Source organism: Gilliamella sp. B2911, assembly GCF_026536965.1.
GTDB classification, from domain to species: domain Bacteria; phylum Pseudomonadota; class Gammaproteobacteria; order Enterobacterales; family Orbaceae; genus Gilliamella; species Gilliamella apicola_E.
In genome coordinates this window covers 33,843-48,953 of record NZ_JAFNNA010000010.1, presented here as the reverse complement: position 1 = coordinate 48,953, position 15,111 = coordinate 33,843, and the positions used below count along the sequence as shown (strand labels likewise).

13 protein-coding genes are annotated in these 15,111 nt (G+C 34.9%); 7 read left to right on the top strand and 6 right to left on the bottom strand.

Features of this window, described 5'->3' with window-relative positions; all coding sequences use genetic code 11:
• The first annotated feature begins 42 nt into the window (after window positions 1-42).
• The 7 genes from J3U27_RS08900 to J3U27_RS08870 all read left to right on the top strand — a co-directional run bounded on the left by J3U27_RS08900 (window position 43) and on the right by J3U27_RS08870 (window position 6,709).
• Window positions 43-1,341: a lactate racemase domain-containing protein gene (locus J3U27_RS08900; RefSeq protein WP_065735233.1), complete on the top strand. Its 1,299-nt coding sequence runs from the start codon at window positions 43-45 to the stop codon at window positions 1,339-1,341.
• 80 nt (window positions 1,342-1,421) lie between these two features.
• Window positions 1,422-2,699, top strand: a complete 1,278-nt coding sequence (locus tag J3U27_RS08895; RefSeq protein WP_065735234.1) for an MFS transporter — start codon at window positions 1,422-1,424, stop codon at window positions 2,697-2,699.
• A gap of 126 nt (window positions 2,700-2,825) precedes the next feature.
• Window positions 2,826-4,145 carry a LarC family nickel insertion protein gene (locus J3U27_RS08890; protein ID WP_065735235.1) on the top strand — a complete coding sequence of 440 codons (1,320 nt, stop codon included), beginning with the start codon at window positions 2,826-2,828 and terminating at the stop codon, window positions 4,143-4,145.
• Complete coding sequence (locus J3U27_RS08885) at window positions 4,142-4,963, top strand: hypothetical protein (RefSeq protein ID WP_081303431.1); 822 nt, start codon at window positions 4,142-4,144, stop codon at window positions 4,961-4,963. The genes J3U27_RS08890 and J3U27_RS08885 overlap by 4 nt, the downstream gene beginning before the upstream one ends.
• 25 nt (window positions 4,964-4,988) lie before the next feature.
• A complete protein-coding gene (gene larB / locus J3U27_RS08880) occupies window positions 4,989-5,666 on the top strand; it encodes a nickel pincer cofactor biosynthesis protein LarB (protein WP_065735236.1) in 678 nt (225 codons plus the stop codon).
• Between the two features lie 15 nt (window positions 5,667-5,681).
• Window positions 5,682-6,461 carry a class I SAM-dependent methyltransferase gene (locus J3U27_RS08875; RefSeq protein WP_065735237.1) on the top strand — a complete coding sequence of 260 codons (780 nt, stop codon included), beginning with the start codon at window positions 5,682-5,684 and terminating at the stop codon, window positions 6,459-6,461.
• 14 nt (window positions 6,462-6,475) lie between these two features.
• On the top strand, window positions 6,476-6,709 hold the full coding sequence (locus J3U27_RS08870) for a hypothetical protein (protein WP_267377282.1): 234 nt from the start codon (window positions 6,476-6,478) through the stop codon (window positions 6,707-6,709).
• A 625-nt stretch (window positions 6,710-7,334) separates the two neighbouring features.
• Here the strand turns inward: J3U27_RS08870 and metA are convergent.
• From metA to rne, 6 genes are all read right to left on the bottom strand, one after another.
• Window positions 7,335-8,267: a homoserine O-acetyltransferase MetA gene (gene metA, locus J3U27_RS08865; protein WP_267377279.1), complete on the bottom strand. Its 933-nt coding sequence runs from the start codon at window positions 8,265-8,267 to the stop codon at window positions 7,335-7,337.
• A 208-nt stretch (window positions 8,268-8,475) separates the two neighbouring features.
• Complete coding sequence (locus J3U27_RS08860) at window positions 8,476-9,288, bottom strand: ATP-binding cassette domain-containing protein (protein ID WP_065561782.1); 813 nt, start codon at window positions 9,286-9,288, stop codon at window positions 8,476-8,478.
• 15 nt (window positions 9,289-9,303) lie between these two features.
• Window positions 9,304-10,293 carry a putrescine export ABC transporter ATP-binding protein SapD gene (sapD, locus tag J3U27_RS08855; protein WP_065561781.1) on the bottom strand — a complete coding sequence of 330 codons (990 nt, stop codon included), beginning with the start codon at window positions 10,291-10,293 and terminating at the stop codon, window positions 9,304-9,306.
• Window positions 10,294-10,295: 2 nt separating this feature from the next.
• Window positions 10,296-11,156 carry an ABC transporter permease subunit gene (locus J3U27_RS08850; RefSeq protein WP_065735240.1) on the bottom strand — a complete coding sequence of 287 codons (861 nt, stop codon included), beginning with the start codon at window positions 11,154-11,156 and terminating at the stop codon, window positions 10,296-10,298.
• Entirely contained in the window at window positions 11,149-12,078 is a 930-nt protein-coding gene (locus J3U27_RS08845) for an ABC transporter permease subunit (protein ID WP_267377278.1), read from the bottom strand. Before J3U27_RS08845 ends, J3U27_RS08850 begins: the two co-directional genes overlap by 8 nt.
• 62 nt (window positions 12,079-12,140) lie before the next feature.
• Complete coding sequence (rne, locus tag J3U27_RS08840) at window positions 12,141-14,777, bottom strand: ribonuclease E (protein WP_267337676.1); 2,637 nt, start codon at window positions 14,775-14,777, stop codon at window positions 12,141-12,143.
• Window positions 14,778-15,111: the final 334 nt, after the last annotated feature.

Here is a 15,111-nt window from a genome sequence, read left to right as displayed (position 1 = left end):
ATTGCTTTAAATTTTAATGATATTCCAAGTTAGGAGAAAACTATGTCATTTGTTGATGAACTACTCAATGATATAAAACTACCAAGAATGGTAAGGATCAGACAGCGCTTCGAATCGCCTGCTGAAATTCAGGATATTGATGAAAAAATTCACATTGAATTTTCTAAACCAGAAATAAAAAATACAATAAAAAAAGATATGGTGATTGCAGTGGGTTTAGGTAGCCGTGGTGTTGCTAAAATAGACTTAATTGCAAGAGCTGTAATTAATGAATTAAAAGCCTTAGGGGCTAAACCTTATGGTGTACCAGCAATGGGAAGTCATGGAGGAGCCACTGCTGAAGGACAAATCCATGTTTTAGAAAAATTAGGCATGACAGAAGAGTTTCTTGGTTGTGAAATACGTTCCTCGATGGAAACAGTAAAAGTAGGAGAGCTACCTAACGGGTTAGAAGTATTAATGGATAAAAATGCGATGCAAGCTGATGGCATTATTTGTATCAACCGAATCAAAGCTCACAACGCATTTACTGCACCTATTGAAAGTGGCATTATCAAAATGCTATCTATTGGATTTGCGAAACAAAAAGGTGCTGATTCCTGCCACACTTATGGTTTTGGCTGTATGGCGCAAAATATCGTCAATATGGCAAGAATTAAAGTCGCTAATACTCCTTTCCTGTTTGGTATTGGCACTATTGAAAATGCCTTTGATCAGGTCGTTGACATTGAAGCTATCCCCGCTAATAAACTTGAAGAACGCGAAAAAGCCTTACTGGCAAAATCAAAAACTTACTTTCCTAAAGTAATGTTTGATAACGTTGATATCTGTATTGTTGATTTAATGGGTAAAATTTACTCTGGTGGAGGTATGGATTGCCATGTTACAGGCAGAGCCTGTACACCATTTATGCAACCCATTGCCTCAATACGCCCAGATAGAATAGTGGTACTCGATCTTCATGAAAAAAGCGGCGGCAATGCAACCGGTATGGGATTTGCTGATTTCTCTACAAAACGTTTACTTGATAAAGTCGATTTTCCTGAAACATACCCAAATGTACTTACATCACGCTTAAGCCAGGACGGTTACGTTCCGGTAATACTAGCTAATGATAAGCAAGCCATACAAGCTGCTGTTAAAACCTGCATTATTTTAGATGGACGAAAAGAAGCACGTATTATCAGGATTGCCAACACTTTACATATCGATGAATTATATATCTCAGAAAATATGCTTGAAGATGCAAAAGCAAATGCACAAATCGAGATTTTAAGTGAGCCTGAATATATTGCATTTGATGAAAATAACAATGTAACTGATATAGGAATTAACTTATAGATATGTAATTTCTAACAGCTTAACAATCAAATTATAACAAAATTAATATAGTCTATATAACGAGGCTAGGGAGTCCCCTTATGAGTAATATTACATTATTGTCGGTAATAAAAAAGACAAAACTTCGCTTAATTCCTTTTATGTTAATACTTTACGTCTTAGCATTTTTGGATCGTTCAAATATCGGCTTCGCCAAAGAGAGTTATCAAATTGACATTGGTTTAAGCAATGAAGCTTATGCTTTAGGTGCTGGATTATTCTTCGTAGTATACGCATTTTTAGGTGCACCAGCTAATTTATGTTTAAAAAAGTTTGGCGCCAGATACTGGATCGGTGCAACAACCTTAGCTTGGGGGCTTTTATCTGCTGGTATGGGATTTGCCGACAGTGAAGCGAAATTCTTAACCATTCGTATTTTATTAGGTATCACCGAGGCTGGTTTCTTTCCTGGTATGATCTATTTAACATCACAATGGTTCCCGCAAGCCAATCGTGCAGCAGTAATGGGATTGTTTTATATGGGAGCGCCTTTGGCAATGGCATTTGGTTCACCGCTTTCTGGTGCTCTTTTAGAATTACATGGTTTCCTTGGTCATCCGGGATGGTTTTGGATGTTTGTAATTGAAGGTGCATTAGCATTTATTGCAGGTATTTGGACATTCTTCTATTTAGATGACACTCCTGCAACCGCTAGATTCCTCTCTAAAGAAGAAAAAACCTTACTAGCTAATCAAATGCTATCAGAAGAGAACAATAAAAAAGCAGCGTCAGCTAAACTTATGGATGCATTGAAAAACCCAAGAATATGGCACTTTGCTATTATTTATGGTTGTATTCAATGTGGTGTATATGGACTTATCTTCTTTTTACCAAGCCAAGTGGCCAGTATTATGTCAAGTAAAGTTAACTTTATGACTTCTCTCGTCACTTCACTACCATGGTTATGTGCATTATTAGGGACATTTTTTATACCTCGATACTCAGATAGAGTTCAAGAGAGACGTAATACCTGTGCAGTCACATTATTAGTAGGCGGAGTTGCATTAGGTTTATCTGCTTACGTTGGCCCTATACCAGCCATTATTGCCTTATGCATTGCCGGTACGGCTTATTTTGCCTGCCAACCTATTTTCTGGATCATGCCTTCATCAATTTTAACGGGTAACGCGTTAGCTGCTGGTATTGGATTTGTCAATATGTTTGGTGCACTGTTTAGTTTTGGAGCCCCTATTTTAAGACAACACTCTGAAAATGTTGTAGGTACTCCTGCAGCTGGTTTATTGTCAATCGGTCTAGTTGTGGTAATTGGTTCAATCCTGATTTTCATTTTACCGAAAAATGTGGGTACAAGTGAGTAGAAACTATTAGTAAAATAATCAATAAATTAATTAATATACGATCGAAGTAACTAGTATAACTAATACAATGTATTTAGAATTAATGTTAAGTACATTGTATTTTAGAAAAATCTGAAAGGTTACATAATGCATATTCATCTAGACATAGTGGGCGGTATAGCTGGAGATATGTTCTGTTCAGCAATGCTAGATGCATTTCCTGAACTGGAAACCCCATTACGTACATTTTTATCTTCATTAGCTATTTTTAAAAAATATCAACTCGAAATAAAGGCTACACGACAAAAAGAGATCTTGGGTAAACAATTTATTATCTTGAAAAATCAACAAGCAATCGAGGATACCCAACATCTCATTTTGAAGCCATTAAACGATCAATCTCACTCAATAATAAAAAATAGATTATTAATGAACGATCAGCATGAACATTATAGCTGGCAAGAGATTTTAACAAAATTAGATCAAATTAAAGATAATGATAAGATTTACCAATGCACTAAAGCAATTTATACCATTTTGGCTAAAGCTGAAAGCGAAGTACACGGCATTACACTAGAAAATATAGGATTACATGAAGTCGGCGCGGATGATGCTATTATCGATATTATTGCAGCGGCATTTCTGATCACTCAGAGCAACGTATCGAGTTGGTCTTGCTCTGCCCTACCTTGGGGGCAAGGCACAATAAAGTGCTCACATGGCACTTTACCTGTACCCGCGCCAGCAACTTTAAAGATACTCACCAATTTTCAGTGGACTTATGATGATGAAATCGGTGAACGAATTACACCAACTGGGGCTGCTATTCTAGCTTGGATTATGCAACATTGTCCTGGCCCTATAAATGGTACGTTCATTAAAAGTGGTTATGGTTGTGGTAATCGGTCTTTTAAACAAAAACCTAATATAATGAGGGCAAACGTTTTTACCACTAACCCCCAAACAAATTTAGAACATGATAGTGTCTATATTATTCAGTGTGATATTGATGATATGACCGCTGAAAGCCTGGCAATATCTGAAGATAAATTAAGATTATCATCGGGGGTACTTGATTTAGTCAGTCAACAAATAAAAGGCAAAAAAGGACGTTGGATGAGCAGAATAGAAATACTGTGCCAGCCAGATAAATTAACTGATATATGTCTTCAACTATTTACTGAAACAACAACTCTAGGTGTAAGGTATTGGCAAGTTAAGCGTTCTAAACTACCAAGAGAACAAATCACGATAAATGCAGATCAACAATCCTGGCCGATTAAAATTGCTGCCCGACCCAATCACAACTTCACTGCAAAATTAGAGTCTGACTGTATTCAATTACTAGAAACATCCTATGCCGAGCGTCAAAATATAAAATATAAATTTGAACAATCTGCGCTAAATACCTATACCAAGCAATTAAGTCATCATGAAAAGCCGAATGAGAAGGATATCAAATCATGACTAATCAAGATATTGAAGAAACTATTTTAATTCTTACATCATGGTTTAAAAAAATAAAAAAATGTACCATTGCGACCAGTGGTGGTATAGATAGTATGTTACTTGCTTATATTGCTCACAATACATTGGGACAAAATGCACTTATTGCACATTCAACTTCGCTTTCGGTTCCAACATTAGATGCTAAACGAGTTAGAAATTATGCACAAAAATATCGTTGGCATATCGAATTTATAAAAGCAGGGGAGCTAGATAATGAATCTTACCAAAACAATCCGGTGAATCGGTGTTATTACTGTAAAAGTTGTTTGTTTGATCGTCTTAAAAAGTTACATCATGGAGTGCTAATCACTGGAACCAATCAAGATGATTTAGGCGATTATCGACCGGGTTTAATTGCTGCTAAAGAACAAAATGTAAGACAACCTTATGTTGAACTCAAGATTGATAAAATAATGATACGTAAGATGGTTGAGCATCTACAACTCAATGATTTAAAAGATATTCCAGCATCCCCTTGCCTATCAAGCCGAATTGAGACAGGGATTAAAATCTACCCGGATTATCTACAAGCGGTCGATCACGTTGAAAACTTTGTTCGTTCAGAACTAAAAACGGATCTTGTTCGTTTTAGAATACGTAATGATAAAGTTGAACTTGAGCTAGAACCCCTCCTTTTTAATCAGTTATCCGATCATCAAAAAGATTCACTGGTTAACAAAATAAAACTGATTATAGAACCTCTAGCTATCTCTCATAATGTTCAAATTTCAACCTATAAAAAAGGTAGTGCTTTTATCGGGGTAAAAAATATCTAATAATTATTAAAGGAAGCAATAAAAAATGAAAACACCGGATATTATCATGGACTTTGAGCGTCCTCAACGATGTGGCATCTCAGAAGCTGTATTTTGCCAGTATAAAACAGTTGAACAACTCGAAACGATATTATCACTTGCTAAGCAAAATCAACAATCATTACTGTTTACTCGTTTAACGAGTCAAAAATATCAGCGTTTAAAACCCAATTGGCAAGCAAAAATCAATTATCATGAAAATTGTCAATGTGCTGTATTTGGTTCACCAAAACCATTAATTGAAGAGGAATCAACCCATATTGCCATTGTTTCTGCCGGCTCATCTGATGCCCCAATTTGTGAAGAAACAAAACTGACGTTAAATTATCACGGAATAAAAGTCGATCTATTTCAAGATATTGGTGTTGCGGGATTATGGCGCCTGCAACAACAATTACCCCAATTACAAACCTACAATATAATTATTGCTATTGCAGGTATGGAGGCAGCTTTACCTACTGTTTTAGCTGGTTTAATTGATACCCCTATTATTGCCGTTCCTACCTCTATTGGTTATGGTGTTGCCGCAGGAGGTCATGTTGCTCTTAACGCTTGTTTATCAAGTTGTACCGGAGGAATTATGACAATGAATATCGATAATGGATATGGTGCTGCTTGTGCAGCAATCAAAATTTACAAAAAAATAATTAAAAACAATATATAGAAGCGAGAAAAGCGAGTGTTACAACCATATAACAATAGCGATGAGGACATTGTAAAAGATCTTATCATTTATTGGACCAATCGAGCCCTAGGATATAGTCAAACTAATCAAGAAGAACTGGCAACACAAAAAAGAACTATTTGGCAAAATTTAATTTTAACTCATGCCCCTAAAAAAGAAAAATTACGCATTTTAGATGTAGGAACTGGTCCTGGTTTTTTGGCTATCATACTAGCGTTAGCCGATCATAATGTAACGGCAGTTGATGTGACTGAAGCTATGTTAGTTCAAGCACAAAACAACGCCACACAATATGGCGTGGAGGTTAATTTTGTGTTATCTGATGTACAATGCTTGCCATTCGAGGATAATAGTTTTGATTTAATTGTATTACGGAATGTCACATGGAACTTAAATAACCCTACATTAGCTTATCAAGAGTGGTATCGGGTATTAAATTCAGGAGGTCGATTACTTAATTTTGATGCGAACTGGTATCTATTTTTGTTTGATAAATACCGCTATTTTCAATATAAACGAGACAGACGTAATACGGCTAATCAAGATATAGACGATCATTATGTACAAACAGATACCGAAGAGATGGAACGCATTGCAAGATTACTACCATTAAGCCAAGAGATTAGACCGCAATGGGATGTTAATACCTTACTGTCAATTGGTTATAAAAAAGTCTTTATTGATACTGATATATCAAAAAATGTTTGGGATAAAATTGAGCAGATCAATTATCATTCTACCCCAATGTTTATGATCAGAGCAGAAAAAGAGTAATAGGCATAATAACTATGAAAATTTTTATTAATTCATACTATATAAAATGCTTCATACTCTTTATAGCGAAAAAAAACGGACAAAGACTACAAATTACACTTAATTTTATTATTAAAAATGCGATTAATAAAACCTTGTCTCAAGCAATACAAACTGATTTAAAAGCCATTGGTGCTGAGCTTATATTACAAGGTGAAGAAAAACAGATTTACTTAGATTTGCAACGCGCCAGTGGTTTTGATATTTAATATATTGTATCTTGAAGTAAACCTTATGCCCCTCAATCTTATGTTTCACCATTTTGAGTACCTACTTATGCTAATTATCATGTCCAACTTGGATTACCCCAAAAAAGTTGGATAAATGGATTTCAACTTTATTCATTACGCCAGATGATAATTTACACTAACAATCATATAAACAGGTATTAACCACGCTAGCAAACGAAGTAGTTTATATACAATAATTAACGCATTATTTAATAAACAATTAAATGGTGTAGAATTTAACAGCTATCCATCATTAATTGTTCTTTATGAACCTATCCGCTCCCTTGATGTTGTTCATCAACTCAAGAGCTTAGATCTACTGAAATCACTACTACAAGAGTTTTGACTGAGTTATTTCTCTCGCATGATCTACACGCTGTAACTTATCTTAGTCAATCTATGCTTTTTATATCAAGACGAGCTGATTAAACAAATCCCTACAACGCAACTATCACAAGTACCAGTGATTACACTAAAAGCCTACTCAATGAATTTTAACACACTATTTTAGTAGGCTTGTAACGGTTAACATAATTTCAATATAAAAGATAAATTTGGTACTCAAGCTCAATTTGGAGATTTACTAAGTCAGTTATCCCATCATTTAATCATCAATTGTCAAATTGCGAGTTGTTAAATCAAATGGTGTTAATTGATAAACATAATAATTGAGCCAGTTACTAAATAATAAATAAGCATGGCTTCGCCATGTGGCTTTTGGTGTTAAATTTGGGTTATTTTCAGGAAAATAGTTGTAAGGAATTTCCGGATTTATTCCAGCTTTCAAATCTCGATTATATTCATTAGCTAAGGTGAAGGAGTCATATTCTGGATGCCCTGTTACAAAAGCCATACGTTTATCCGCAGTTGCCATCAAATATGGACCGGTTAAATCTGATTCAGCTAAAATCGTCAAATCAGTATAACTTTTAATTTTATCTATTGGAAAATCAGCATTACGTGAATGTGGCGCTAAAAAAGTATCGTCAAAACCTCGAGTTAAAAGTGCATTAGGTTGTATGATTTGATGTTGATAGACGCCTGACAATTTTTGTGAGCGAGTAAATTTTGGCATATCATAGAGTACATTTAATGCAGCTTGTACAGCCCAGCAAACAAACATTGTTGAAGTAACATGATCTTTTGCCCAAGTAATTATTTCAGCTAATTTTGGCCAATACACTACATCTGAAAATGCGACTTTACCTAATGGTGCTCCAGTTATGATAAAACCATCAAAATTCTGCTCACGAATATCTTCAAAATCACAATAAAAGCTATTTAAATGCTCTACAGGGGTATTTTTGGATTCACGTTGATCAATACGCAAGAGTTGAATATTGACTTGTAAAGATGAATTGGAAAGCAAACGTAAAAACTGATTTTCAGTTTCGATCTTTTTAGGCATTAAATTTAAGAAGAGAAGCTTTAGTGGACGAATTTCTTGAGTATTAGCACGAGTTGAAGTCATCACAAATACATTTTCATTACGTAACACATCTACTGCCGGTAATGAATCTGGAATACATATAGGCATATTAAAAGCTCCTATTAATTACTTTTTATAACATTTTAAATAGACGTCTAGAAATCCATATAGCTAAATATAGTGTTTTTTAGAAAGATTGTCGAGCGTTTTGTTAGAAAAAATAGATATAATATTTTAAACAAAATCAGAACAATAGCAGATTATATGAATTAACAAATAAGTGTGATGATAGTAATATAAATAGTAAAAATAAAATTTAAATGATTCGAGTATCGGTCCGCCAAGTATCTGCGGTTAAAGCCTCACCAAAATAGCTATTAATCAGTTTTTGTGTGATTTCGCTTAATGGCGAAGCTAAGACTTCAGCAGTATTACCATATTCAACTAAATCACCATTATGCATAACTAAAATTTGGTCACTGATATGTTTCATCATACCAATATCTTGTGTTACATAGACATAAGAAATATTCTGTTCTTCTTGTAAAGACAACATCAAATTAACAATCTGTGAACGCATTGAAATATCTAACGCAGCTAAAGCTTCATCGAGAATAATAACTTTGGGTTTCAGAATTAAGGCCCTAGCCAATGCGACGCGTTGTTTTTGCCCCGCTGCCATCACTGATGGATAATAAGAAGCATGTTCAGGCAGTAAGCCTACTTGTTTTAAAACATCACTAATCAATTTTTCTCGTTCAAGAGCGCTATAATTGCTATTGCGTTTAAGTGGAATTTCAAGTAATTGACCAATACGAAGTCTTGGGTCAAAAGAGCTTTCAACATGTTGAAATATCATTCTAATAAGTTGTGACCGATGGACAAAATCACCATATTCAACTTTATTACCGTCAATCCAAATATCCCCACTATCTGGTTTTATCATACCAACCAGCATTTTGGCTAGTGTCGATTTTCCTGAACCATTTTGTCCTATAATGGCGAGTGTTTTACCTTCGTTGAGCGAGAACGACAATGGTTTAACTGCATCAATTTGTAAATGACCAAAGAGCCCTTTAGGAATTTTAAATCGTTTTGATAAATTTCGGACTTTTAATATTGGGTTCATTAACTATTCCTATATTTACTCATCAGTATTTAATGGAAAATGGCAAGCCACAGAATGATCCTTTATCAGAATAAGTTCAGGTGCTTGAATACATTTTTTTTGAGCATAAGGACAACGTGGCCCTAATCGACAACCAATAGGTAAATGCTCCAATGAAGGGATAACCCCTGGTAACGTGTTCAATGGACTTTTATGTGGCATGGCTTTACCAAAATCAGGTATAGCATAAATCAATGCCTGAGTATAAGGATGATAAGGCGATTTTATTAAATCTTCACTATCCGCAACCTCAACGGTTTGTCCACAATAAAGGACATTGATACGATCTGTCCAGCGAGTAACCATTTGTAAATCATGACTAATAAGTAAAATAGTCGTCCCCATATTCTGATTCATACTCGCTAATAACCTGAAGATTTGCGCTTCAGTTGTTGCTTCCATAGCATTAGTTGGTTCATCTGCAATAAGTAACTTAGGTTGGTTTGCTAATGCAATTGCAATCATCACTTTTTGACATTCACCTTCCGTTAATTCAAAAGGATATGATTTAAGGATTTCTTTATGATCTTTAATTCCAACGCGATGTAATAATTCAACAGCTCGATGTTTACGCCAAAATAGACGCTGCCACCAATGTCCTTTAAAGGTTCTTCGTGGGATAGCCTCGATTAACTGTTGCCCTATTTTCATTGAGGGATCCAAGCAAGACTGCGGTTCTTGGAAAATCATCGAAATATGGTCACTGATGACTTTTCGACGTTGCTTTGGTGTCAATTTAAGTAAATCGATATCATTAAAATGAAAACGATCAGCAGATATTTTCCAATTATGATTTGTCACACCCAATATAGCTTTAGCAATAAGGCTTTTACCAGAACCAGACTCGCCAACTAGACCTCGAATTTCGCCTTCAGACAGCTTCAAATTCACGCGGTCAATTGCGCGTAAAAGGCCATCAGGAGTAATAAACTCAATAGTTAAATTACGAATGTCTAATAATGCCATAATTAATGTCCCACTCGCTGGCCAAATAATCCAAAATTGAATAAATAAACCAAAGTAATTGTAGTAGACACAGCAATACCCGGAGCTAAAAAAGCAAGCAAATTAACATCCATCATATCTTTCATCTTAAACATCATCATGCCTAAATCTGGCCGAGAAAAATCATTAGCAAAACCCAAAAAGGTAATTGTTGTTATCGCTAAAATAACTGAACCAAATAATGAAACAATTTCAGCCAAATAAACGGGTAAAATATTAGGGATAATATAATGATTTAAGATAGAAAATGAGGATAATCCATCGAGTCGATACGCAGTAATATAGGTTTTATTCCATTCCTTAATAACACGTTGATGGATATTATAAATGAAGCGCGGTGAATAGGATAAACCAATCACAATTAAAATATTGGTAATATCATCTTCCAATAACAAGCTAATAACAATTACACCAAGTAATGGCGGAACGACCATAAAAAATCTAAAAATAAATAAAATAAAAGGCCTAATAAATGAAACAAAAAACATTAAATAGTTAATCACTCCACCGATAATGATGACATAAAAAACCGCTTTTAAAGTCATTGAAATGGTTGACCGATAACCAATTAATAAGTAATCAAAAATATCTTGCCCTTGATCAGTTGTTCCTAATATATGATTAATATCTCCATTAGGCCACCAAGCAGGAGGCAATGAAGTTGCATAGATAGGGTTCAAGTGAGCATGAAAAAGCCATTTGGTTGATAATGCAATAAAAGCAATTGCTAAAACCCCATAAAAACTTATGATCAGGTATAAATTGCTATGAAGTCTTTGGAAACATGAATTTATTCGCTTACCTAACAAAATTATCCTAGACATTATGTTCCTTATGACGTAATGGATAAATAGCGATAGCTGTTATCTCACCTAATAAAGTTAATAAACTAATTACTGTTCCACACGCAAGAATTGCTATCGCAATAATAAAATAATTATGGTTACGATAAGCCATCATCACCCATTGGCCTAAACCAACTCGATTGAATAAAATTTCAATAACCATAGTTAAAAATAATAAAGTCGTGGTGTTATATGTCAATTGTGGAATTGTTGCCGGAATTGAATTTGGTAATAAATGTCGACGTAACACTTTAAACGGTGAACGTTCACGGATAATTGCCATTTTAATATAATTTTGTCTTGAAGTATTTTTGACATTTTCACTGACTAGTTGAATGGTCATAATACTTGGTTGAATAGCTAAAATAATTGTTGGCAAAAATAAATAGTGAAGCTGATCTAACAATGCAGTGAATTTATCTGGCCTTGATGAAATTAAAATATCTAGCAAAGAACTACCGGTTACTGATGGTGCGATATCAAAGTTCATTGAAATCGGCATTGTCGAGGAAAGATAAAACATTACAATTGTTGCGAGCATAACAATCGGGCAAGAATAAAAGATTAAACAGCCTAAACGAATGGTAGTATTCAACCAATTTATATTACTTAAACCTAGAAAAATACCCAAAGGTAATCCAATAAGTAAAGCTACAAGCAATGCTAAAATACAAAGTTCAAACGTTGTTAATAAGGTATCTAAAAATGGTAAAGTTTCACCTGATGCTAACCTAAATTGACCTTGTAGTAATTGTTTAAAAAAAGCATTATAGGCATCAACAAAAGTTAAATCACTAAAAATAGATTGAGGATCAAAATAGACCAGACAAAAGCTGATCTGAGCAAGTACGCAGATAATAAATGAAAACGTCACTATTTTTTTTAAAATATAGATAATCATTGTTTATCTTTATTATGAGTAAAAACAACAGTGATATCCATCACTGTTGTTTTAGTTATCAGCTATTCAGGTATGACCGGTTTACTTGCTGCGGCATAAGCATGATCTTGAGCACTTAATCCACCAGCATTACCTTTACCGTCATAACGATAATCCAACTCTTCTCGTGTTTTTATTCCACTATCAGATTCCACATAGTCCGGAGCTGGAGCCTTAGTCATTATTGATGATGAATAACCCGCTGCAGGATCTGCTGTAGATTCTGTTGTTACCTGAGTTGTAGGTGATTTCTCAATATTTGCTTGAGTTGTGATATTTGATTGAGATTCACTAGCAACTACGTTTTTAGCGATGTCTACATCATCTTTAATTACGATTGGTAATAAAAGTGAAGGGATCACTGGAACAGCATTAAGCGATTCATCATGGCTAACTTGACTATAATCAACCGATACACGGCCTAATGCAAGCTCTAATGACGCAGCAGCAAATTGCAATGGCATTGCAGACTGTTTTAATTCGCTATTTTTACCGCGTCGTTTAGTCCGTGGTGTATTCATACGCAAATGACGAGATGTTCTTCGTTGACGCTTCGGTTGTGAATCGTTAGTTACAGCATTATCGCCTGTTTCAGGAACAATAACCGGCAATAATAAAGTAGGGATACACACTTTTTCAGCTTGAGCAGGTACATCACTATTTTTAACACGAACACTCTTCGTTAATGCACGCTGTTGACGTCTTGGTTTCGCTTCTTTTTGCTTAGGTGGTTGTGCCGCCTCATTAACGACTTTATCAGCTTTTATATTATTCGCAGCATTAGATGAATTATTATTTTGTTTTGTACGACGATTAGAGCGTGTAGTCTCTTTAACTTCATCAGTTGCAACATTATTATTTGCAGCTGAATTGTTACGATTATTACGCTGACGTCGATTATTTGAGCGTTGATTATCTCGTTTTTTATTTGATTGAGGCTTAACTTCTGGTTTAGGTTCTACCTTTTCGGAAACAAATAACTGACGAATTTTCTTAAATAAACCACCAAATAAGCCACTAGATTTTTCAACTTTTTTCGGTTCACTTTTCGCTTTAGATGCTTTACTCGCTTCTACTTTAGGACCTGATAATACAGCTTGCTCTACCACTAATTCAGCGACTTGATCTTCTTCTTCCTCTTCAAGCTCACGGATTAGTTTAGGTAAATTGTAGCTTAATACATCTGTCTCTTCACCACTACGTTTACGAATCACTTTATAAAGTGGTGTTTCCATTTCTTCATCGCCAGCAATGACGATTTTAACATCCGGATGCATTCTTTCGATATTATTAATCGCACGACGCTTTTCATTAAGCAAATAACTAGCAATTGGTACTGGCACAATCACATCAATTTGAACCGTATTATCTTTCATCGCCTCTTCTTGAATTAAGCGAAGAATTGAAAGCGATAATGAATTATTATCACGAACTGTACCCGTTCCTTGACAACGAGGACATATATGATGAGTTGCTTCACGTAGAGATGGGCTTAAACGTTGACGAGACATTTCAAGCAAACCAAAACGGGAAATACGAGTGGTTTGGATTCTTGCTCGATCGGTTTTCATCGCTTCTTTTAAGCGATTTTCCACTTCGCGTTGATTACGAATTGGCGTCATATCAATAAAGTCAATAACAATTAAGCCACCTAAATCACGTAACCGCAATTGGCGAGCAATCTCTTCTGCCGCTTCAAGATTAGTATTAAATGCAGTCTCTTCAATATCGCTACCACGAATAGATTTAGCTGAGTTAATATCGATCGCAGTTAATGCTTCAGTTGCATCAATAACAATCGAACCACCAGATGGTAAGCGAACTTCCCGTTGGAATGCCGATTCAATCTGACCTTCGATTTGAAAATGATTAAATAATGGTACATCACCTTCATAAAGTTTAAGACGACTAACATACTCAACACGACCTAAATCAGCTAATCGTTTTTTTGCAATTTCCAGTACTTTAGGATTATCAATAAGAATATCACCCACATCATCACGTAAATAATCACGAAATGCTCGAGTAATAATGTCACTTTCTTTATGAATTAAGCTTGGTGCTGGATGATTTTTTGACTCATTTTGAATCGCTGTCCAATAATTAACTAACGCATTTAAATCCTGTTGTAACTCTTCTTGGCTTTTACCCACACCCGCTGTTCTAGCTATTACACCCATGCCCTTTGGTTTTTCTAGCGCATCGATAACTCTTTTTAGATCTGCACGCTCTTCTCCCTCAATACGGCGCGAAACCCCACCTGCTCTTGGGTCATTTGGCATTAATACTAAATAGCTACCGGCTAAACTAATATAAGTCGTTAAAGCAGCACCTTTTTTACCACGAATCTCTTTTTCAATTTGGATAAGGACTTCTTGGCCTTCTTGCAGATGTTTAATACTACGCCGGCCAGAAATATTTGAAGGGAAATAGCTTTCTGCGATCTCTTTTAATGGTAAAAAACCATCTCGCTCACCACCATATGAAACAAAAGCGGCTTCTAAACTAGGATTGATTTTAGTGATTTTGCCTTTATAAATATTGGCTTTTTTTTGTTCGTGACCAAGGCTTTCGATATCTAAATCATACAAGCGTTGGCCATCAACAAGGGCAACTCGCAGCTCTTCTTGCTGGGTTGCATTGATTAGCATTCTTTTCATTATTCTACACTCTTCATTAATCTAAATTAACTGTAGGTAGAATCTTATTATTAATAAATGCTTATTTTAACAATGATAAACAATAGTACTTAACTTAATATTTTGTATACAGTATTTCATTATTTTATTTATGTTATTTTTGTTATTATTTTATGTGAAATCCGTATATACAACATCAATACATTTTTAGAGGTAATATTACATTCAAAACACTTATATACTTTTTGAACACCACTAAACATACAATTATTGATATTATTTCAATGATGAGTTTGCAAATTTCTACAATTTAACAAACCACTAAATCTTTATATGATTGTTTAAAATAAACATA